The following is a 19,246-nucleotide window of genomic DNA, read 5'->3' on the forward strand; positions in this document are numbered from 1 at the left end:
AGGATGGGGCATCATGCGCGCCTCGCCCCCGGAGCCGCCCCCATGAAAGGCCACCCCGACGTCGTCGATTACCTCAACTTCCTGCTGCGCGGCGAACTGGCCGCGCGCGATCAGTACTTCATCCATTCGCGCCGCTACGAGGACCAGGGGCTGAAGGCCCTGTTCCATCGCCTCGACCACGAGATGCAGGAAGAGACCGAGCACGCGGACGCGCTGCTGCGCCGCATCCTGTTCCTGGAGGGCGACCCGGACATGCGTCCGGAACCGTTCGTGCCCGGCAAGACGGTGGAAGAGATGCTGCAGCGCGACCTCGAGGTCGAGTACGCCGTGCGTGCGCACCTGGCCAAGGGCGTGGCGCTGTGCGAGCAGCATGGCGACTATGTCAGCCGCGAGATCCTGCTGACCCAGCTCAAGGACACCGAGGAAGACCACGCGCACTGGCTGGAACAGCAACTGGGCCTGATCAAGCGCCTGGGCATCGAGCTGTACCTGACCTCCAAGCTCGACGGCGAACCCGCCGCCGAGTGACCGTTCCCCGTAGAGCCGAGCTTGCTCGGCTTTGCGCGATAGCGATGCCGCTCGGATGAAAAGCAGCGGAGCGAGCTCCGCTCTACGAACGGCGGAGGCGGTAGACCGCCGTCTCCAGCGCGCTCAGCCCTTCCTCGCGGAAGCGCGGCTCCTGGTCGAGGATGTCGCGCCGCTCCAGCAGCGTGTGCCGCCACGGCGCCGCGAACAGCGCTTCCACTTCCGATTGCGTCACCGAGAACGGCGGCCCGGCCTTCTCTTCCTGCGGATACTCGACGGTGATCAGCAGCCCCTGGCAGCCGGCCGGCAGCGCGGCGTAGACCGTATCGCGGTAACGCAGGCGCAGCTCCGGCGGCAAGGCGATCAGCGCCGCGCGGTCGTAAACGCCGGCGACGTCCGCCAGCAGCGCGGGATCCAATCCGAATGCGTCACCGAGAATGATCTCGATGGGGCCGGCGCTGAAGTGCTCGCCGTAGTGACTGGTCGTCCGGACCGGTTCCAACCCCGCCTCTTCGAAGAACTGGGTCACCGCCAACGGCGACAGCTCCACGCCCAGCACGTCGTGTCCCTGCGCCGCCAGCCAATGCATGTCCAGCGACTTGCCGCACAGCGGCACCAGCACGCGCGAACCCTCCGGCAGCTGCAGCGACGGCCAGTGCTTCTGCAACAGCGGCATCACGTCGTGGCGGTGGAAGCCGATCTGGCCTTCCTGCCACTTCTGCAACCAGAAATCGGCGTCCATCGTGCAGCCCTCGCGGTAGATACAGGGAAGCGAACTTGCCGGCCCGCTGCAGGAGGGGCTTCAGCCCCGACCGCCTTGAGGCGTGAAGCGTCGGGGCTGAAGCCCCTCCTACAACGGCGATGCTGTCACGCGTGCGCCGCAGCGCGCCCGTGCGGCGAACTACTGGACGTCCAGTCCGTCCACCTTCTGCCGCGCCCCCTGAAAAGCAGACCGTGGCGATGACGAACGCGCCGCAGCGCGTCCGTTAGGTGAATTACTGAACATCCAGCCCATCGACCTTCTGCCGCGCCCCCTGGAAAGCAGGCCGTGGCGATGACGAACGCGCCGCAGCGCGCCCGGCTGATGAACTACTGGACATCCAGTCCATCGACTTTCTGCCAACCTCTGGGCAACAACCCACCCCGCGTCGCCCGCGCACCCACATATTCGTCCAGGTCCTTGAACGACAGGCTCATCGTGCGCTGCCCGCTCTTGACCAGCAGCGTCGCGCCCGGCGACACCGCGGCGATCGCGACCACGCGCTCGGTGCCCAGCTTGGCCTTCGGGATCTCGATGATCTTGTTGCCTTTGCCCTTGTCCAGTTCCGGCAGTTCGCTGACCGGGAAGGCGAGCAGGTGGCCGGCACTGGTGACGGCGACGATGCGGTCGGTCCCGGTATTCGGCACCTGCGCGGGCTGCAGCACGTTAGCGCCCACGGTCAGGTTGAGCATCGCCTTGCCGGCCTTCTGCCGGCCGGTCAGATTTTCGAAGCGGGTGACGAAGCCATAGCCATGCGACGACGCCAGCACGAAGCGGGCGTCGTTGTCGCCGGTGGCCAGCGCCTGGAACGAGGCGCCCGCGGCCGGCGAGAAGCGTCCGGTCAGCGGCTCGCCGTTGCCGCGCGCGGACGGCAGCGTGTGCACGGCGGTGGAATAGCTGCGGCCTTCCGAATCGAGGAACGCGACCTGCTGGGTGCTGCGCGAGCGCACCGCGCCGAGCAGGCCGTCGCCATCGCGGTACGACAGCGTGGACGCATCCACGTCATGGCCCTTCGCCGCGCGGATCCAGCCCTTCTCCGACAGCACCACCGTCATCGGCTCACTGGCGACCAGTTCGGTCTCGTCCAGTGCCTGCGCGGCGTCGCGTTGCACCAGCGGCGACAGGCGGGCGTCGCCGAACTTCTTCGCGTCGGCGGTCAGTTCGTCCTTGATCAGCTTCTTCAGCTTGGCCTTCGACTCGAGGATGCCGGCGATCTTCTCGCGCTCGGCCCGCAGCTCGTCCTGCTCGCCGCGGATCTTCATTTCCTCCAGGCGGGCGAGCTGTTTCAGCTTGGTCTCGAGGATGTAGTCCGCCTGTTCCTCGCTCAACCCGAAGCGCGCGATCAGCGCGGCCTTCGGCTCGTCCTCGGTGCGGATGATGCGGATGACTTCATCCAGGTTGAGGAACGCGACCAGCAAGCCTTCCAACAGGTGCAGGCGACGCTCGACCTTGTCCAGCCGGTGCTTGAGGCGGCGGGTGACGGTGTCGCTGCGGAACGCCAGCCACTCGGTCAGGAACATCTTCAGGTTCTTGACCTGCGGACGCCCGTCCAGCCCGATGATGTTGAGGTTGACCCGGTAGCTCTTTTCCAGGTCGGTGGTGGCGAACAGGTGGCCCATCAGCTGTTCGGCGTCCACGCGGTTGGAGCGCGGGATCAACACGACGCGCACCGGATTGGCGTGGTCGGACTCGTCGCGGATGTCCTCCAGCCACGGCAGCTTCTTGGCGCGCATCTGCGCGGCGATCTGCTCGATCACCTTCGACGGCGATACCTGGTAGGGCAGGGCGTCGATGACGATGTTGGCGTTGTCCTTGCGCCAGACCGCGCGCGCGCGGACGCTGCCGGTGCCGTTCTCGTACATCGCGCGCAGGTCGGAGGCGGCGGTGATGATCTCCGCCCTGGTCGGATAGTCGGGGCCGCGCACGTGTTCGCACAGGTCGGCGACGGTCGCGTCCGGATCGTCGATCAGGCGGATGCAGGCGCTGACGATCTCGTTGAGGTTGTGCGGCGGCACGTCGGTCGCCATGCCGACGGCGATGCCGGTGGTGCCGTTGAGCAGCAGGTGCGGCAGGCGTGCCGGCAGCCAGGTCGGCTCCTCCAGTGTGCCATCGAAGTTCGGCGTCCAGTCGACCGTGCCCTGGCCGAGTTCGCCCAGCAGCACTTCGGCGATGGGGGTGAGCTTGGACTCGGTATAGCGCATCGCGGCGAACGACTTCGGGTCGTCCGGTGAACCGAAGTTGCCCTGGCCCTCGATCAGCGGATAGCGGTACGAGAACGGCTGCGCCATCAGCACGAGCGCTTCGTAGCAGGCGCTGTCGCCGTGCGGGTGGTACTTGCCGATGACGTCGCCGACGGTGCGGGCGGACTTCTTCGGCTTGGCACCGGCGCTCAGGCCCAGCTCGCTCATCGAGTACACGATGCGCCGCTGCACCGGCTTCAGGCCGTCGCCGATGAAGGGCAGGGCGCGGTCCAGCACCACGTACATCGAATAGTCGAGGTAGGCGCGCTCGGCGTATTCGCGCAGCGGGATCTGTTCGAAACCGTGGAAGGTCGGGCGGATCGTTTCGGTCATTGCGGGCGTGCGGTCTGCGGGTCGGAAAACCCGGCCATTCTACCCGCCGCCCCGTCTCAGCCGCCGATACCCGGCCACAGCGGACCGTCCAGCCACAGCCAGCGTGCCAGCCAGGCGGTGGTGAGGGCGATGGCCGCCGTCAGCGGGATGCCCACGCGCAGGAAGTCGCCGAAGGTGTAGCGCCCCGGGTTGAGGATCAGCAGGTTGCCGTGGTGGCCGATCGGGGTCAGGAACGAGGCCACCGCGCCCATCGCGGTACAGACCACGAACGGCACCGGGTTCAGGTCCAGGCCGTTGGCCAGCGCCAGCGCAATCGGGGCGAGCAGCACGGTCGTGGCGGCGTCGGACAGGATCTGCGTCAGCAGGGCTGCGGTGCCGAACATCACCAGCAGCAGCACCAGCGGCGACCAGTGCGCTGCGTGGTTCAGCAGGAGGTCGGCGACCACGGCCGCGGTGCCGGTCTTCTCCATCGCGATGCCCAGCGGAATCACGCCGCCGATCATCACGAAGATGCGGACGTCGATCTCCTGGTAGGCCCGTTCGATGTCGACGCAGCGGGTCAGCACCATCGCCACCGCGCCGGCCAGGAAGGCGATATGCGGCGCCAGCGTTTCGGTCGCGGCGGCCGCTACCGCCGCCACCATGATCGCGAGCGCGACCGGCGCGCGACGGCGCGGCTTCTTCTGCCCGCCGAACGGCACCAGCATCAGGAAGCCGTGATGGGCGGCCAACGGCTCGAAGTTCTGCTGCTGGCCCCACAGCACCAGCAGGTCGCCTTCCTGCAGCACCATCTCCGACAGTTCACCGTGCAACCAGCCTTCGCGCCGCCACAGGCCCACGACGACCACGCCGAGGTTCCGCAGGAAATCGATGTCGGCCACGCTGCGTCCGATGAACTCGGAATGCGGCGCGACGACGGCCTGCACCAGCTGTTCCTCGCCCAGCGCCTCGCTCTTGCCTTCCTCGCGTTTCTCGCCGTACTTGGCCACCGCGTGCAACGCCAGGCCGGGTTCGTCGCGGATCGAGGCGATCTCGTCGGGCGACGCGCGTACCAGCAGTACGTCACCGGCGGCCAACACGCTGTCCGAACGCTGGTTGCGGCGGCGCATGCCGTGGCGCAGCCAGTCCACCACCTGCAGCCGGTCGTCGAAGGTTTTCGCGAAATCGCCGCGCGGTTTGCCGATCCACGGCGAATCCTCTTCCACCAGCAGCTCGGTGTAGTAGCGGTCCAGCTTCAGGTAGTCTCCCTGCGGCGACTCGCCCTCGCGCTTGGGCACCAGCCAGCGCCCCAGCAGCATGTAGACGGTGCCGAGCAGCACCAGCGCGATGCCGATGGGCGTGATGGCGAAGATGTCGAGCGCCGGCAGGCCGGCACGCTTGATCAGGTCGTTCGACAGCAGGAAGGCCGGCGCGCTGAACAGCGTCAGCGTGGTACCCAGCGACGCGGCCAGCGACATCGGCATCAGCAGGCGGGAGGCGGCCAGCTTCTGCTCGCGCGCGATGCGCATCAGGATCGGCAGCATCATCGCGGTGACCATGACGTGGTGCGAGAACGCCGCGAGCGCCGCGGTCGCGGGCATCACCACGGCGATCGTGCGCCACTCGCTGCCACCGGCCGCGCGGCCGATGCCCGCGCCGATGCGTTCGGTGATGCCGGTCGCCGACAGGCCGGCGGACAGCACGAACACCGCGGCTACGATGATCGCCGGCTCGCTGGCGAAGCCCGAGAGCGCTTCCTTCGGGTTGAGAATCCCGGTCAGGGACAGCGCCAGCAGGGCCAGCAGGGCGACCAGGTCGACACGCAGCTTCTCGCTGACGAACAGACCCAAGGTGATCGCCAGGATGGCGAGGAACAGGATCTGCTGGAACTCCATGCACGCCCCCTGGCGACAAATCGTGGTGCTTGTGCCGCCAGCCTAGCGCGGGCCGGCGTGAGGACGCGTGATCCGGCATCCGTGCGACGCCGGAAACGAAAAACCCCCGCTTTCGCGAGGGTCTTCGTTATGCGTGGTGCCCAGGAGAGGACTCGAACCTCCACGGTTTTACCCGCTAGTACCTGAAACTAGTGCGTCTACCAATTCCGCCACCTGGGCAGGTAAGCGAGGCGCGCATTTTGAGGATCGGGCGGGGGAATGTCAACGGTTCGTTCGCATGAGGTTGTTCAGGCGAGGTGTACCATCCCGTCATGACCAAGAAACCAACGAAAAGCGGCGGCAAGACGCCCGCCGGGAAAGGAAGCAAGCCAGGCGGCACCGCCGCCTCGCGCACCGCCGGCAAGTCCGGCAAGCCGGCCAAGAAGAGCCTGCCACCGTGGATGCCTGACGTCGCTGCGCGCACGCCGTCCCGTCCGTCGGCGGGCAACGCGCCCTCCCGGCGACCGGCCACCGGACACACGCCACGCGCGGCCGGCGGATTCGTCGATCCGCACGCGCAGCGCGAGGCCCAGCGCTACGAACAGCCCATCGCCAGCCGCGAGGCCATCCTGGGGTTCCTCGAGGCGGCGGACGGTCCGCAGACGGCCGAGGAAATCGCAGGCCCGCTGGGGCTGGAGGCGCCCGACCGCTTCGACGCGCTGTCCAAGCGGCTGGGCGCGATGGTGCGCGACGGGCAACTGGTGCAGAACCGCCGCGGCGGGTTCGCCCCGGTCCAGCACACCGCATTGATCGCCGGCACGGTGATCGCCAATCCCGACGGCTTCGGCTTCCTGCGGCCGGACACGGGCGGTGGCGACGACCTGTTCCTGCCGCCGTATGAAATGCGCAAGGTCATGCACGGCGACCGCGCGCTGGCCAACGTCACCGGCATCGACCGCCGCGGCCGTCGCGAAGGCAGCATCGCGCGCGTGCTGGAGCGCGGCGTCACCCGCCTGATCGGACGCTTCGGCTTCGAGGTCGGCATCGCCTACGTGGCACCGGACGACAAGCGCATCCAGCGCAATGTGCAGATACCGCAGGACGCCACCGGCGGCGCGCGCGACGGTCAGCTCGTCGTGGTCGAACTGACCCAGGCGCCCGACGCGCGCCGTCCGCCCATCGGCAAGGTCATCGCCGTGCTCGGCGACAGTCTCACGCCGTCGCTGGTGGTCGAGGCTGCCATCCACGGCCACAACCTGCCGCACGAGTTCCCGCAGGAGGTGCTGGACGAAGCCACCGCGGTGCCGCTCGTGGTCGAGCCCGCGATGATCGGCGACCGCGTCGACCTGCGCTCCACGCCGCTGGTGACCATCGACGGCGAGGACGCGAAGGACTTCGACGATGCGGTCTACTGCGAGCCGACGCGCGACGGTTTCCGCCTGGTCGTCGCGATCGCCGACGTGTCGCATTACGTCCGTCCCGGCACGCCGCTGGACGACGAGGCGCAGAAGCGGGCGACCTCGGTCTACTTCCCCGGCTACGTGGTGCCGATGCTGCCGGAGACGCTGTCCAACGGCATCTGCTCGCTGAATCCGAACGTCGACCGCATGACCTTCGTCTGCGACATGCAGGTCAACCGCGACGGCGAAGTGACGCAATCGAAGTTCTACGAAGCGGTGATGAATTCGCATGCGCGCCTGACCTACACGCAGGTGTGGAAGGCGGTCGGCGAAAACGACGAGGAGGTCCGTGCGCAGATCGCGCCCGTGCTGCCGCACGTCGAGCGCCTGTATCAGCTCTATCACGTGCTGGCCAAGGCGCGCACCCAGCGTGGCGCCATCGAGTTCGAGAGTTCCGAGGTGCGCTTCGTCCTCGACAACCGCGGTGAGGTCACGCAGGCCGGCATGCTGGTACGCAACGACGCACACAAGCTGATCGAGGAGTGCATGATCGCCGCGAATGTCCAGGCAGCGAAGTACCTGCTCGCCGCGCACATTCCGGCGCCGTACCGCATCCACGACAAGCCGCCGGAAACCAAGTACATGGACCTGCTGGAATTCCTGAAGGAGTTCAAGCTCTCCATGCCGTCGTGGGGGAAGGTGCAGCCCAAGGACTTCACCAACCTGCTGAAGAAGGTGCGCGAGCGTCCCGATGCGGCGCTGCTGGAGTCGGTGCTGTTGCGCAGCCAGAGCCTGGCCGTGTATGCGCCCGAGAACGTCGGCCACTTCGGTCTGGCACTGGAGGCGTACGCGCACTTCACCTCGCCGATCCGGCGCTATCCCGACCTGCTGGTGCACCGTGCGATCAAGCACGGGTTGAGCAGGAAGAATCCGGATGCGTTCCAGTACTCGCCGCGCGACATGGCCGCGCTGGCGCTGCAGTGCTCCGAACGCGAGCGCCGCGCCGACGAGGCCGAGCGCGAAGTCGACGAGCGCTTCCGCGCCGCGTGGATGGAAAAGCATGTCGGTGGCCAGTTCGACGGCGTCATCAGCGGCGTGACCAGCTTCGGCCTGTTCGTCGAGCTGGACCAGTCCAAGGTCAACGGCCTGGTCCACGTGACCCAGTTGCCGCACGACTATTACCACTTCGACCCGGTACGCAAGACGCTGGCGGGTGAGCGCCGCGGCCTGTCGTACCGCCTGGGCGACCGCGTGCGCATCATCGTGCTGAAGGCAAGTCTGGAGGAGCGCAAGATCGACTTTCGCCTGGTCGAGGACAAGACCGATACGGGGGTGCCGCCGCCCCCGCCGCGCGGCCAGCCGGCCAAGCGGACGAAGAAGAAGTATTGAACAACCACGCCGTCGTCCCAGCGCACGCTGGGACCCATCTTGATGTTGCTTTTGTCCGGATGATTCAAGGCACGTGCAGAATCAGGATGGATCCCGGCGTGCGCCGGGATGACGGCATGGATTGCCGTGTTTTCCCTTGCCTGATGCGGAGCGACTATGTCCCTCGACATCCACAGCGGCGGCTGCCAATGCGGCGCGGTCCGCTTCCGCGTCACGGGTGAGCTGAAGGACGCATCGATCTGCCATTGCCGCATGTGCCAGAAAGCCTTCGGCGCTTACTACGCCCCGCTGGTGTCCACGCGCGGCGCGGTGCTGGAATGGACGCGAGGCGAACCGAAGCGCTTCCGGTCGTCGAACGTCGTGCAACGTGGCTTCTGCGCCGACTGCGGCACACCGCTGACCTACGAGGCGCCCGATGGCGTGGCGCTGGCGGCAGGGGCTTTCGACGATCCGGCCGGGCTGGCGCCGTGGGTGCAGTACGGCGTGGAGGGCAAGCTGCCCTATGTGGACGGCCTGTCCGCACTGCCGCAGCGGCGGACCGAGGAAGACGAGGCCGCTGCGGCGTTCCTGGCCGGGGTGGTCTCGTTCCAGCATCCGGACCACGACACGACCGCGTGGCCGCCGCGCTGAGCCGGCGGTCGGTGCGATAATGCCGGCCTTTCCTACGCGGCCGTACAGCGCATGAGCAAGCAGAACCAGTGGATCGTCGGCGTCAACGCGGTCGCCTCGGCCGTCGAGAACGACGCCGACAACGTGCGCGAGATCCTGGTCGAGGGCGGCAGCAAGAATGCGCGCCTGACCGAGATCGAAGAGAATGCGCGCCGCAAGGGCATCGACGTGCGCCGCGTCACCGGCCAGGCGCTGGACGGCGTGGCCGGCGCGCTGCGCCACCAGGGCGTGGCCGCGCGCTACGCCGCTGCGCCGACCTGGGACGAGAACGAATTGCATGGCCTGGTCGAAGCCGCCGACGGCAAGGCGTTGCTGCTGGTGCTGGACGGCGTGCAGGACCCGCACAACCTCGGCGCCTGCCTGCGCAGCGCGGCGGCGGCCGGCGTCACCGCGGTGATCATCCCCAAGGACAAGTCGGTGGGCGTCAACGCCACCGTGCGCAAGACCTCGGCCGGTGCCGCCGACCGCATCCCGGTGGTGCAGGTCACCAACCTGTCGCGCTGCCTGCGCGACCTGCAGCAGTTGGGCGTGTGGATCTATGGCCTGGCCGGAGAAGCCACCGCATCGCTGTACGCGACCGACCTGCGCGGCAACGTGGCGCTGGCACTGGGTGGCGAAGCCGATGGCCTGCGCCGCCTGACCCGCGAGCACTGCGACGGGCTGGTGAAGATCCCCATGCCCGGCGACATCGAAAGCCTCAACGTCTCGGTCGCAGCCGGCATCACGCTGTTCGAGGCCGTCCGCCAGCGCCAGTAAACAAGGAGAAGACATGAGCAAGGAACGCGGCGGCATCTTTCGCCACCTGGTCGCGCTGTCGCTGGTGGCGTGTTCGTTCTCCGCGACCGCGAAGGACGAAACGCGCGTCCGCGCGCGCGACCTCGGCGTCGCCCCGGGCATCTTCGCGCCCGGCACGCACAATGCCATCACCGACGTCCCCGGCGTGCGCGTCGGCCAGGTGACGCTGAAGGAGGGCGACACCGTCCGCACCGGCGTCACCGCGATCCTGCCGCATGCCGGCAACGTTTATCGCTCGCGCGTGCCGGCGGCGGTGCATGTCGGCAACGGCTTCGGCAAGTTCGTCGGCAGTACCCAGGTCAACGAACTGGGCGAACTGGAAACGCCGATCCTGCTGACCTGCACGCTGTGCGTGTGGAAGGCCGCCGATGCGATGGCGGACTGGATGCTGGCCAAGCCGGACATGCAGCAGGTGCGCTCGCTCAACGTGGTGGTCGGCGAGACCAACGATGGCGGACTCAACGATATCCGTGCGCGCCCGGTCACCGCCGACGCCGTGCGCCGCGCGCTGGATACCTCCACTGGCGGCGCCGTGCAGGAAGGCAGCGTCGGCGCCGGCACCGGCACGGTGGCGTTCGGCTGGAAGGGCGGCATCGGCACGTCCTCCCGCACGCTGCCCGCGTCGCTGGGCGGCTGGACCGTCGGCGTGCTGGTGCAGAGCAATTTCGGCGGCGTGCTGCAGGTCTCGGGTGCGCCGGTCGGTCGCGAACTGGACCGCTACGCCTTCCAGAAGGCCGTCGCCATGCAGGCCGGTGCGCAGCGCGGGTCGGCGGACGACCGCGGCGATGGCTCGATCATCATCGTCATCGCCACCGATGCGCCGTTGAGCGACCGCAACCTGCGCCGTGTCGCCTCGCGCGCGATGATGGGGCTGGGCCGCACCGGCAGTTCGGCGTCGAACGGCAGCGGCGACTACATCCTCGCGTTCTCCACCGCGGACTCGGTGCGGCGTGCCTTCGATGCGCCGCGGCTGGAGACGTCGGAACTTGCCAACGAACAGATGAGCGCGGTGTTCCAGGCCAGCGTGGAGGCGGTGGAAGAGGCGATCTACAACTCGATCTTCATGGCGACCACGGTCAGCGGCAATGGCGAGACCGTCGAGGCGATCCCGCTGGATCGCGTGCGCCGGATCCTGAAGCAGCACGGCATCGCACCGCCGACAGAGTGATCCTCCGGGATCAGTGCACGACGTTGCGGATGAAGCGCAGCGGCGCGTCGCCGTCGTTGCGATAGGCGTAGTCGCGGTCGCTGGGGAACACGAAGAAGTCGCCGGCCACGACGACGTGCTCGCGGTCCGGCAGTTCGATCACCAGACGGCCTTCGATGACGAAGAACATCTCGTGCCAGCCGGCCGGATCGGCTGCCGACGTGTAGCGGTCGCCGGGCATCAGCGTCCACGCCCACAGCTCCACGTCGTGCGAGGCCGGCGCCGTTGCGAGCAGTACGCCCTGCGATCCTGCCGTGCGGCCGCTCCAGGCCAATGCTTCGATGCGGTCCAGGCCGGGCGCGCTGGGCGGCTTCACCAAGTCGGCGAACGTCACCTTCAGCGCTTCGGCGATGCGGTCCAGGGTGTTGAGGCTGACATTGGCGTCGCCGGATTCGATCCCGACGAGCATGCGGCGGGACACGTCCGCGGCGACCGACAGCGCCTGCTGGCTGAGGCCCGCGTCGGCCCGCAGGCGACGGATATTCTCGGCGACGTGTTCCAGCACACTCATGGGCGAGGGTTGCGCACTATATTGCGCATCCTGTAAGCTTCGGTCTGCGCAATATAGTGCGCAATCGAATCCCTCTTCAAGCGCGGCGCTCCGCTCCCGGTGTCCGCAGGTCGTGTCGTCATGTCGTCCTCCAACTCCCATCCCACCATCCACTGGCAGCCGATCGCGTTGCTGCTCGTCGCCATGCTGTCCATCCAGGCCGGCGCGTCGATGGCGAAGAGCCTGTTCCCGGCCGTGGGCGCCACCGGCGCCACCGCGCTGCGGCTTGCGCTGGCGACCGTGATCCTGGTGGCCGTGTTCCGCCCGTGGCGCGCGCGCGTCACCCGCGAGCAGTGGCCGCTGCTGCTGTTCTACGGCGCCTCGCTCGGGCTGATGAACCTGCTGTTCTACAAGTCGTTGGAAACGGTGCCGCTCGGCATTGCGGTCGCGCTCGAATTCACCGGACCGCTGGCGGTGGCGCTGCTGGGTTCGCGTCATCTGCGCGACGTGGGCTGGGTCGTGCTGGCCGTGATCGGACTGGTGCTGCTGGTACCGGAGCAGGGCAGCCAGCCGCTGGACCTCGTCGGTGCGGCCTACGCGCTGGGTGCCGGCGCCTGCTGGGCGATGTACATCGTGTTCGGCCAGAAGGCGGGCAACGTGCATGGTCCGCAGACGGTCGCCATCGGCAGCTGCATCGCCGCCGCGGTGGCGGTGCCGTTCGGCGTCGCGCACGCCGGCACCGCGCTGCTGGCGCCTGCATTACTGCCCGTTGCGTTGGCGGTCGCGCTGCTGTCCACCGCGATTCCCTACAGTCTGGAGATGGTGGCGCTGACGAAGATGCCCACCCGCACCTTCGGCATGCTGATGAGCCTGGAACCTGCCATCGCCGCGCTGTGCGGCCTGCTGTTCCTGCACGAGCGCCTGTCGATGCTGCAGTGGCTGGCGATCGCGTCGATCATCGTGGCATCCGCCGGTGCGGCGATGACCTCGCGCGCGCCGGTGACGACGGCGGCCAGCGGCGAGGCGTAGCGTCGCGCGATCAGCCCAGCGGCTTCGGCCACGCGTTCACGATCTTGCAGAACAGGCGCGCGGTCTGCTCCGCGTCGTACACGGCGGAATGCGCGTCCTCGGCATTCCAGTCGAAGCCGGCCGCCTGCACGGCGCGGGCGAGCACGGTCTGTCCGTAGGCGACGCCGGCCAGCGTCACCGTGTCGAACACGCTGAAGGGGTGGAACGGGTTGCGCTTGTGCGCCACGCGCGCGACGGCGGCGTTGAGGAAGTTGAGGTCGAAGTGCGCGTTGTGGCCGACCAGGATCGCGCGCTGGCAGCCGTGCTTCTTCACCGCGGAGCGCACCGGCGCGAACACGTGGTCCAGCGCGTCCTTCTCGTGCTTGGCGAACCGGAACGGGTGGTCGAGGTCGATCCCGGTGACTTCCAGCGACTTCGGGTCGATCTCGGTGCCTGGCGCAGGATGCAGGTGCACGCTCGACGTGGTGCCGCAGACCAGCAGGCCGTTCTCGTCCAGGTCCAGCGGTACCGCGGCCAGTTCCAGCAGCGCATGCCGGTTCCAGTCGAAGCCGCCGGTCTCCACGTCCACCACCACGGGCAGGTAGCCGCGGAAGCGCTGGGCCATGGGGGTGATGCGGGCGGGTTCGGCGGTGTTTTCCATGGGGGAAAGCGTAGCAGAGGCAGCCGGTGCTTCCTCGGCTGGAAGCACAACGCCGGCCAGGCCTTCTGTAGGAGCGACGTAAGTCGCGACCGCAAACCCGACGTCCCGAGAAAAGCTGGAGGATTGGTGTCGGGGGTGAAAGCAGACAGTGTTCTCCGGCGCTCGTTCGCAACGTCCCAGGTCGCACATGGCTTCCGGTCGCGACTTACGTCGCTCCTACAGGGGGGCAGCGGCTGGGCACGGTCCCCAGCAGCGTGCCTTCCTCGCGCATGCGCGACAGCATTGTCGCGCCCTGTTCGACGAAGGCGGGCACGTCGTCGACGCCTGCTTCCACCGCGAGCTTCCGCAACGTATCACTACCACTGCGGCCACCTTCGCCGAGCAGCTCGATCAGGCGGTACACCAGCGGCGAGATGGCGGCGAAGCGGATCTGGTGGCCGGCGTCGCGCCGGACGAGCAGCAGGGTCGGCTCGACCGGCGGCGCGTCGGGCTGGAACGCCGGACCGATGCGATGCACGGGCCACTGGTAGGCCAATGCCCAGGCGAAGGGCGACACGACGGGCTCACCCGCAAGGAGGTCGCCATCGGGCACATGCGCCGGGACTGCGTCGTCGGCGATCTGCAGGGCCAGCTCGACCCACTCGTAGTGTGCGAGTTCGCGCAGCCAGGGAGGAAGCCCATCGTCTTCGCGCGATTCCAGGTAACGGATGAACTCGCGCGCGATCTCCGGGAACAGTGGTGTCTGGCTGCGGTGGTCGGCGTAGAAGCGGCGCACGAGCGCACGCCACGCATCGTCGCCCAGCGTCTTGCGGATCACCGGGAAGTTGCCGGCCAGAAGGCCTTCGATGTTGTTGAAGAACAGATCGCGGTAGACCGCCAGTCGCCGGTCCTCGATGCCGGGCGGCGGGGGTTGCGACGACGGATCCCGCAGGTGGCGCGACAGCGCGAACTGCTGGTCGTGCAGCGTGTCAGCCATGCGTGGCCTGGGCGGTCGTGCCGTTCGCATGCATCGCCTGCAGGTCGCGGACGCGCTGCAGTTCCGCGCACAGCTCCGCCAGTGGCGGGAAATTGAAATCGCGTTCCAGCAGGGTAGGGCGCACGCCATGGGTGGCATAGGCCGCCGCCAGCAGCGACCATACGTCGTCCTTCACCGGCGCGCCGTGCGTGTCGACCTTCAGGTCGTCGGCTTCGTCGTAATGGCCGGCGATGTGGTACGACGCGATCCGCGCAGACGGCATGCGCGCCAGGAAATCGCGCGCGTCGTAGCCATGGTTGATGGCGTTGACGAACACGTTGTTGACGTCGAGCAGCAGGTCGCAGTCGGCTTCGCCCAGCACCGCGGCGATGAAGTCGGCTTCCGCCATCGCCTGGTAGGGCGCGGCGTAGTAGGAGACGTTCTCCACGGCGATGCGGCGGCCCAGCGCATCCTGCGCCTGGCGGATATGCGCGGCGACGTGGCGGACCGCCTCCTCGGTAAACGGGATCGGCATCAGGTCGTACAGATGGCCGTCGTCGCTGCAGTAGCTCAGGTGTTCGCTGTACAGCGACACGCCATGCTGGTCGAGGAAGCGCCGCGTGCGTGCTAGGAAGGTGTCGTCCAGCGGCGTCATGCCGCCCAGCGAGAGCGACAGGCCGTGGCAGGTGACCGGATGGCGGGCGGACAGCACCTGCAGTGCTTCGCCGTAGCGGCCACCCACGCCGATCCAGTTGTCCGGCGCGCACTCGAGAAAATCGAACGCGCCGGCCGGCGCATCCAGCAGTTCGCCCAGCAGTGCGCGACGCAGGCCGAGGCCAGCAGTGTGGGTGGAGAGGGGATGGCTCATGCGCGGGGTGTGCGCGGATCCCGGCGGTGCGCCAGGATCCGCGTCGACCGATCAGGGCTTACTTGTCGCCGGTCTTCTTGTCGCCGCCGCACTTGCCCTCGCCACACTTGCCTTCACCGCACTTGCCCTCGGCACCCTTGGTGCCGGCATGGGCCTTGTGCTCGGCGGCGTCGATGAAGCCATCCTTGTTGGTGTCGATCTCGGCGAACTTCGCCGCCTTGTCCGGGTGCGCGGCGGTGAACTCGGCCTGCGAGACCTTGCCGTCCTTGTCGGTGTCGATCTTCGCCATGCCGCACTTGCCTTCGCCGCATTTGCCTTCGGCCGTCTTGGCGGCGTCCTGCGCGGCCAGCAGGTAGCCCTGCGCCAGCGGTTCCATGGCGAAGGCGGAACCGGTCAGGGCAAGGCCGCCGACCAGGGCGATGGCGACAGCGGCGGGCTTGTTCGTCTTGGACATCGTCATGCTCTCCAATGAGGTGCGACGGGGGCCGCACGGGAAGTGGCGACAGTGTAGACGCAGTCCGTTAGCCGGCCGTATGCAGGGCCTGAAACGCCTGCGCCCCGCATGGGAGCGGGGCGCAGGTGGTGTTGCGGTGCGGAACGGGTCGGCCCGGCCCGGCTCAGACCGCGCCGGTGGTGCTGGTCTCGTCGCGCTTGTCGCGCGGGGGCAGCGGCTGCTCGCCGTGCACCAGGAACCAGACGTTCTCGGCGATGTTGGTGGCGTGGTCGCCGATGCGCTCCAGGTTCTTCGCCATGAACAGCAGGTGCGTGCACGGCGTGATGTTGCGCGGGTCTTCCATCATGTAGGTCAGCAGCTCGCGGAACAGTGCGGTGTAGTGTGCGTCCAGCTCGGCATCGCGCGCGCGGACCTGCACCGCCTGTTCGGCGTCGCCGTTCTGGTAGGCAGCCAGCACGTCGCGCACCTGGCGGGCCGCCAGCTTGCCGAGCGCGCGCAGGCCGGTGATCTGCGGCATCGGCGGCGACACGTTGAGGGCGATGGACCGCTTGGCCACGTTGGCCGCGTAGTCGCCGATGCGCTCGATGTCGGCCGGGATGCGCAGGCCGGCGAGGATCTCGCGCAGGTCGCGCGCCATCGGGCCACGCAGCGCCAGGTGCATCACGTCGTGGCTGACCTGGTGCTCGATGGCATCGATGGCCTCGTCGTTGGCGATGATGCGCTGGGCGGCCTTGTCGTCGCGGCGCTCGACCACGTCCAGCGCGGCTTCCAGCTGCGCGACCGCGGTTTCGCCCATGCGCACGATCTCGGCCACGATGCGGCGCTGTTCTTCGTCGTAGCTCTTCACGATATGGTCGTTGGGTTGGGTGTTCATGGGGACGCCGTCATTGGTGATTCGTGATGGGTGATTCGCGATGGGATGAACCGGTGCCGTTTCATGCTGGGGTGCTCGCTTTGGCGAATCACCAATCCCCAATCACGAATCACGGGTTCCGGCATCAGCCGAACCTGCCGGTGATGTAGTCTTCGGTCTGCTGCTTGCCGGGGTTGGAGAAGATCGTCGACGTGGCGTCGTGCTCCACCAGCTCGCCCAGGTACATGAAGGCGGTGTAGTCCGACACGCGCGCCGCCTGCTGCATGTTGTGGGTGACGATGGCGATGGTGTACTGGTGCTTCAGTTCCTCGATCAGTTGCTCGATCTTGCTGGTCGAGATGGGGTCCAGCGCCGAGGTCGGCTCGTCCAGCAGGATCACGTCCGGGCGCAGCGCCACCGCACGCGCGATGCACAGGCGCTGCTGCTGGCCGCCAGACAAACCCAGCGCGCTCTGCTTCAGCTTGTCCTTGGCTTCGTCCCACAGCGCCGCCTGGCGCAGCGCCTGCTCGACGCGCACGTCCATGTCGGCCTTGTTCAGGCGTTCGTGGTGGCGGATGCCGTAGGCGACGTTCTCGAAGATGGTCATCGGGAACGGCACCGGCTTCTGGAACACCATGCCCACCTTGCTGCGCAGACGGTTCATCGGGTACCTGGTGTCGAGGATGTTCTCGCCATCCAGCAGTACCTCGCCCTTGGCATGCAGCTTGGGGTACAGCGAATAGATGCGGTTGAACACGCGCAGCAGGGTGGACTTGCCGCAGCCGGAGGGACCGATCAGCGCGGTGACGCGCTTTTCCGGGATCTCCAGGTTGATGTTCTTCAGCGCGTGGAAGTCGCCGTAATAGAAGTCCAGGCCCTTGGCCGCCAGCTTCACGCTGGCCGGCGCGGCGAGGTCGTCGTGGCGCTGCGGCGTCACCACGGCAATGCGGGCGGCGTCATTCATGGGTCACCTTGTTTCGAAGAAGGATGGTTCGCGCGATCAGGCTGAGCACCAGCACCATGCCGGTGACGAGGAAGGCGCCGGCCCAGGCCAGCGAGTTCCACGAGTCGTAGGGGCTCATCGCGTACTGGAAGATCACCATGGGCAGGTTGGCCATGGACTGGTTGAGGTCCGTGCTCCAGAACTGGTTGTTGAACGCGGTAAACAGCAGCGGAGCGGTTTCGCCGCTGATGCGCGCCAGGGCGAGCAGGATGCCGGTGACGATGCCCGGCAACGCCGAGCGCATCAGCACCTGGGTGGTGACCTTCCACTGCGGCACGCCGAGCGACAGCGCGGCTTCGCGCATCTGCTGCGGCACCAGCCGCAGCATCTCGTCGGTGGTGCGCACGATCACCGGCAGTGCGATGAATGCCAGCGCCACCGCACCAGCCCAGGCGGAGTAGTGGCCCATCTGCGCCACCATCACGGTGTAGATGAAGAGGCCCAGCACGATGGACGGCGCCGACAGCAGGATGTCGTTGACGAAACGGACGGTTTCGCCCAGCCAGTGCTTGTTGGCGTATTCGGCCAGGTAGGTGCCGGCGGCGATGCCGATCGGCGTGCCCAGCAGGATCGCCAGCAGGCTGATCACCACGCTGCCGAACAGCGCGTTGGCCAGGCCGCCGGGTTCGTTAGGCGGCGGCGTCATCTGGGTGAACAGGTCCAGGTTCAGGCTGCCCATGCCCTTGGTGATCGTGGTCCACAGGATCCAGACCAGCCACATCAGGCCGAACGCGGCGGCGGCGATGGACAGCGAGAGCGCGGCGACATTCTTGACCTTGCGCCAGGTGTAGAGCGAAGCGGACATCAGTTGCCCTCCCGCTTGGCGAGCTGGCGCAGCATCAGGCGGGCGATCGCCAGCACGATGAAGGTCAGCACGAACAGGGTGAAGCCGAGCAGCAGCAGCGAGCCCTTGTGCAGCGGGTCGGTGGCTTCGGCGAATTCATTGGCGATGGTCGCGGCGATCGAGGTGCCAGGTTCCAGCAGCGCCAGGCTGATCGCGTAGGCGTTGCCGATAACGAAGGTCACCGCCATCGTTTCGCCGAGCGCGCGGCCCAGGCCGAGGAACACGCCGCCGATCACCGCGGAGCGGGTGTAGGGCAGCACGATGTCCCAGACCACTTCCCACCTGGTCGAGCCCAGCGCGTACGCGGATTCCTTAAGGCGGCCCGGCACGGTCAGGAAGACCTCGCGCATCACCGACGAGATGAAGGGGATCACCATGATGGCCAGCACCAGGCCGGCGGTCATCATGCCAATGCCCAGCGGCGGGCCCGACAGCAGCACGCCGACCAGCGGCAGCTGGCCGAGGTTGTCGTTGATCCACGGATAGACGTGTTCGCTCAGCTGCGGCGCCAGCACGAACAGGCCCCACATGCCGTAGATGATCGAGGGGATGCCGGCCAGCAGTTCAATGGCCATGCCGACCGGACCGCGCATCCAGGCCGGCGCGACTTCGGTCAGGAACACCGCGATGCCGAAGCTCACCGGCACGGCGATCAGCATGGCGATGCCGGCGCTGACCAGCGTGCCGAAGATCGGCACCAGCGCACCGAACTCGCGCGTGCCGACGTTCCAGTTGGTGCTGGTGAAGAAGCCGAGGCCGAAGGTCTGCAGGGCTTCACGGCCGCCCCACAACATCGAGACGGCAGCGGCGATCAGGGAGAACAGGACGAACAGGCCGGCGCCGGTCAGGGTCAGCCGGAACAGCGTGTCGGCGCGTGCGTCTTTCGCAGTGCGCACGTCCGTCAGGGAAGCGGGGAGGGCGGTGGCGTTCATGCAACCC

18 protein-coding genes and 1 tRNA gene are annotated in these 19,246 nt (G+C 67.7%); 6 read left to right on the forward strand and 13 right to left on the reverse strand.

Annotated elements, in window-relative coordinates; all coding sequences use genetic code 11:
* Nucleotides 1-42 precede the first annotated feature (42 nt).
* The gene (gene bfr / locus CSC78_RS09230; protein WP_162337625.1) at nt 43-528 is read left to right on the forward strand and encodes a bacterioferritin; all 486 of its coding nucleotides are present in this window, start codon (nt 43-45) and stop codon (nt 526-528) included.
* An 82-nt stretch (nt 529-610) separates the two neighbouring features.
* On the opposite strand, the gene CSC78_RS09235 is transcribed toward bfr, so the two are convergent.
* From CSC78_RS09235 to CSC78_RS09250, 4 genes are all read right to left on the reverse strand, one after another.
* Nucleotides 611-1,267 (reverse strand): thiopurine S-methyltransferase, encoded by a 657-nt coding sequence (locus tag CSC78_RS09235; RefSeq protein WP_162337626.1) that lies wholly within the window; start codon nt 1,265-1,267, stop codon nt 611-613.
* 347 nt (nt 1,268-1,614) lie between these two features.
* Entirely contained in the window at nt 1,615-3,858 is a 2,244-nt protein-coding gene (gene parC / locus CSC78_RS09240) for a DNA topoisomerase IV subunit A (RefSeq protein WP_162337627.1), read from the reverse strand.
* 56 nt (nt 3,859-3,914) lie between these two features.
* Nucleotides 3,915-5,732 carry an SLC13 family permease gene (locus CSC78_RS09245; protein WP_162337628.1) on the reverse strand — a complete coding sequence of 606 codons (1,818 nt, stop codon included), beginning with the start codon at nt 5,730-5,732 and terminating at the stop codon, nt 3,915-3,917.
* Nucleotides 5,733-5,866: 134 nt separating this feature from the next.
* Nucleotides 5,867-5,951, reverse strand: a tRNA-Leu gene (locus tag CSC78_RS09250).
* A gap of 92 nt (nt 5,952-6,043) precedes the next feature.
* Here CSC78_RS09250 and rnr point away from each other — a divergent pair.
* From rnr to CSC78_RS09270, 4 genes are all read left to right on the forward strand, one after another.
* On the forward strand, nt 6,044-8,500 hold the full coding sequence (gene rnr, locus CSC78_RS09255) for a ribonuclease R (protein ID WP_162337629.1): 2,457 nt from the start codon (nt 6,044-6,046) through the stop codon (nt 8,498-8,500).
* Between the two features lie 156 nt (nt 8,501-8,656).
* Nucleotides 8,657-9,130 carry a GFA family protein gene (locus CSC78_RS09260; RefSeq protein ID WP_162337630.1) on the forward strand — a complete coding sequence of 158 codons (474 nt, stop codon included), beginning with the start codon at nt 8,657-8,659 and terminating at the stop codon, nt 9,128-9,130.
* A 51-nt stretch (nt 9,131-9,181) separates the two neighbouring features.
* The gene (gene rlmB / locus CSC78_RS09265) at nt 9,182-9,925 is read left to right on the forward strand and encodes a 23S rRNA (guanosine(2251)-2'-O)-methyltransferase RlmB (RefSeq protein ID WP_162337631.1); all 744 of its coding nucleotides are present in this window, start codon (nt 9,182-9,184) and stop codon (nt 9,923-9,925) included.
* A gap of 13 nt (nt 9,926-9,938) precedes the next feature.
* Nucleotides 9,939-11,132 carry a DmpA family aminopeptidase gene (locus CSC78_RS09270; protein WP_162337632.1) on the forward strand — a complete coding sequence of 398 codons (1,194 nt, stop codon included), beginning with the start codon at nt 9,939-9,941 and terminating at the stop codon, nt 11,130-11,132.
* A gap of 10 nt (nt 11,133-11,142) precedes the next feature.
* Here CSC78_RS09270 and CSC78_RS09275 read toward each other — a convergent pair whose 3' ends face one another.
* On the reverse strand, nt 11,143-11,682 hold the full coding sequence (locus tag CSC78_RS09275) for a helix-turn-helix domain-containing protein (RefSeq protein ID WP_162337633.1): 540 nt from the start codon (nt 11,680-11,682) through the stop codon (nt 11,143-11,145).
* Between the two features lie 120 nt (nt 11,683-11,802).
* Between CSC78_RS09275 and rhtA the strand changes: the two genes are divergently transcribed.
* A complete protein-coding gene (rhtA, locus tag CSC78_RS09280) occupies nt 11,803-12,690 on the forward strand; it encodes a threonine/homoserine exporter RhtA (RefSeq protein ID WP_162337634.1) in 888 nt (295 codons plus the stop codon).
* A 10-nt stretch (nt 12,691-12,700) separates the two neighbouring features.
* Here rhtA and rnt read toward each other — a convergent pair whose 3' ends face one another.
* The 8 genes from rnt to pstC all read right to left on the reverse strand — a co-directional run bounded on the left by rnt (nt 12,701) and on the right by pstC (nt 19,239).
* The gene (rnt, locus tag CSC78_RS09285; RefSeq protein ID WP_162337635.1) at nt 12,701-13,330 is read right to left on the reverse strand and encodes a ribonuclease T; all 630 of its coding nucleotides are present in this window, start codon (nt 13,328-13,330) and stop codon (nt 12,701-12,703) included.
* A gap of 205 nt (nt 13,331-13,535) precedes the next feature.
* On the reverse strand, nt 13,536-14,306 hold the full coding sequence (locus CSC78_RS09290) for an HvfC family RiPP maturation protein (RefSeq protein ID WP_162337636.1): 771 nt from the start codon (nt 14,304-14,306) through the stop codon (nt 13,536-13,538).
* The gene (locus CSC78_RS09295; RefSeq protein WP_162337637.1) at nt 14,299-15,153 is read right to left on the reverse strand and encodes an HvfB family MNIO-type RiPP peptide maturase; all 855 of its coding nucleotides are present in this window, start codon (nt 15,151-15,153) and stop codon (nt 14,299-14,301) included. Before CSC78_RS09295 ends, CSC78_RS09290 begins: the two co-directional genes overlap by 8 nt.
* 58 nt (nt 15,154-15,211) lie before the next feature.
* Nucleotides 15,212-15,607, reverse strand: a complete 396-nt coding sequence (locus CSC78_RS09300; protein ID WP_162337638.1) for an HvfA family oxazolone/thioamide-modified RiPP metallophore — start codon at nt 15,605-15,607, stop codon at nt 15,212-15,214.
* Nucleotides 15,608-15,770: 163 nt separating this feature from the next.
* Nucleotides 15,771-16,481, reverse strand: a complete 711-nt coding sequence (phoU, locus tag CSC78_RS09305; RefSeq protein ID WP_162337639.1) for a phosphate signaling complex protein PhoU — start codon at nt 16,479-16,481, stop codon at nt 15,771-15,773.
* A 124-nt stretch (nt 16,482-16,605) separates the two neighbouring features.
* Nucleotides 16,606-17,424, reverse strand: a complete 819-nt coding sequence (gene pstB, locus CSC78_RS09310) for a phosphate ABC transporter ATP-binding protein PstB (protein ID WP_162337640.1) — start codon at nt 17,422-17,424, stop codon at nt 16,606-16,608.
* Complete coding sequence (gene pstA / locus CSC78_RS09315; RefSeq protein WP_162337641.1) at nt 17,417-18,268, reverse strand: phosphate ABC transporter permease PstA; 852 nt, start codon at nt 18,266-18,268, stop codon at nt 17,417-17,419. Before pstA ends, pstB begins: the two co-directional genes overlap by 8 nt.
* Entirely contained in the window at nt 18,268-19,239 is a 972-nt protein-coding gene (gene pstC, locus CSC78_RS09320; RefSeq protein ID WP_162337643.1) for a phosphate ABC transporter permease subunit PstC, read from the reverse strand. The genes pstA and pstC overlap by 1 nt, the downstream gene beginning before the upstream one ends.
* Between the last annotated feature and the right edge of the window lie 7 nt (nt 19,240-19,246).

This window comes from Pseudoxanthomonas japonensis, from assembly GCF_010093445.1.
In the GTDB taxonomy this organism is placed as follows: Bacteria; Pseudomonadota; Gammaproteobacteria; order Xanthomonadales; family Xanthomonadaceae; genus Pseudoxanthomonas_A; species Pseudoxanthomonas_A japonensis.

Coding starts and splice junctions, on each gene's coding strand:
- bfr (WP_162337625.1), top strand. CDS start 43: ATGAAAGGCCACCCCGACGTCGTCGATTACCTCAACTTCCTGCTGCGC.
- CSC78_RS09235 (WP_162337626.1), bottom strand. CDS start 1,267: ATGGACGCCGATTTCTGGTTGCAGAAGTGGCAGGAAGGCCAGATCGGC.
- parC (WP_162337627.1), bottom strand. CDS start 3,858: ATGACCGAAACGATCCGCCCGACCTTCCACGGTTTCGAACAGATCCCG.
- CSC78_RS09245 (WP_162337628.1), bottom strand. CDS start 5,732: ATGGAGTTCCAGCAGATCCTGTTCCTCGCCATCCTGGCGATCACCTTG.
- rnr (WP_162337629.1), top strand. CDS start 6,044: ATGACCAAGAAACCAACGAAAAGCGGCGGCAAGACGCCCGCCGGGAAA.
- CSC78_RS09260 (WP_162337630.1), top strand. CDS start 8,657: ATGTCCCTCGACATCCACAGCGGCGGCTGCCAATGCGGCGCGGTCCGC.
- rlmB (WP_162337631.1), top strand. CDS start 9,182: ATGAGCAAGCAGAACCAGTGGATCGTCGGCGTCAACGCGGTCGCCTCG.
- CSC78_RS09270 (WP_162337632.1), top strand. CDS start 9,939: ATGAGCAAGGAACGCGGCGGCATCTTTCGCCACCTGGTCGCGCTGTCG.
- CSC78_RS09275 (WP_162337633.1), bottom strand. CDS start 11,682: ATGAGTGTGCTGGAACACGTCGCCGAGAATATCCGTCGCCTGCGGGCC.
- rhtA (WP_162337634.1), top strand. CDS start 11,803: ATGTCGTCCTCCAACTCCCATCCCACCATCCACTGGCAGCCGATCGCG.
- rnt (WP_162337635.1), bottom strand. CDS start 13,330: ATGGAAAACACCGCCGAACCCGCCCGCATCACCCCCATGGCCCAGCGC.
- CSC78_RS09290 (WP_162337636.1), bottom strand. CDS start 14,306: ATGGCTGACACGCTGCACGACCAGCAGTTCGCGCTGTCGCGCCACCTG.
- CSC78_RS09295 (WP_162337637.1), bottom strand. CDS start 15,153: ATGAGCCATCCCCTCTCCACCCACACTGCTGGCCTCGGCCTGCGTCGC.
- CSC78_RS09300 (WP_162337638.1), bottom strand. CDS start 15,607: ATGTCCAAGACGAACAAGCCCGCCGCTGTCGCCATCGCCCTGGTCGGC.
- phoU (WP_162337639.1), bottom strand. CDS start 16,481: ATGAACACCCAACCCAACGACCATATCGTGAAGAGCTACGACGAAGAA.
- pstB (WP_162337640.1), bottom strand. CDS start 17,424: ATGAATGACGCCGCCCGCATTGCCGTGGTGACGCCGCAGCGCCACGAC.
- pstA (WP_162337641.1), bottom strand. CDS start 18,268: ATGTCCGCTTCGCTCTACACCTGGCGCAAGGTCAAGAATGTCGCCGCG.
- pstC (WP_162337643.1), bottom strand. CDS start 19,239: ATGAACGCCACCGCCCTCCCCGCTTCCCTGACGGACGTGCGCACTGCG.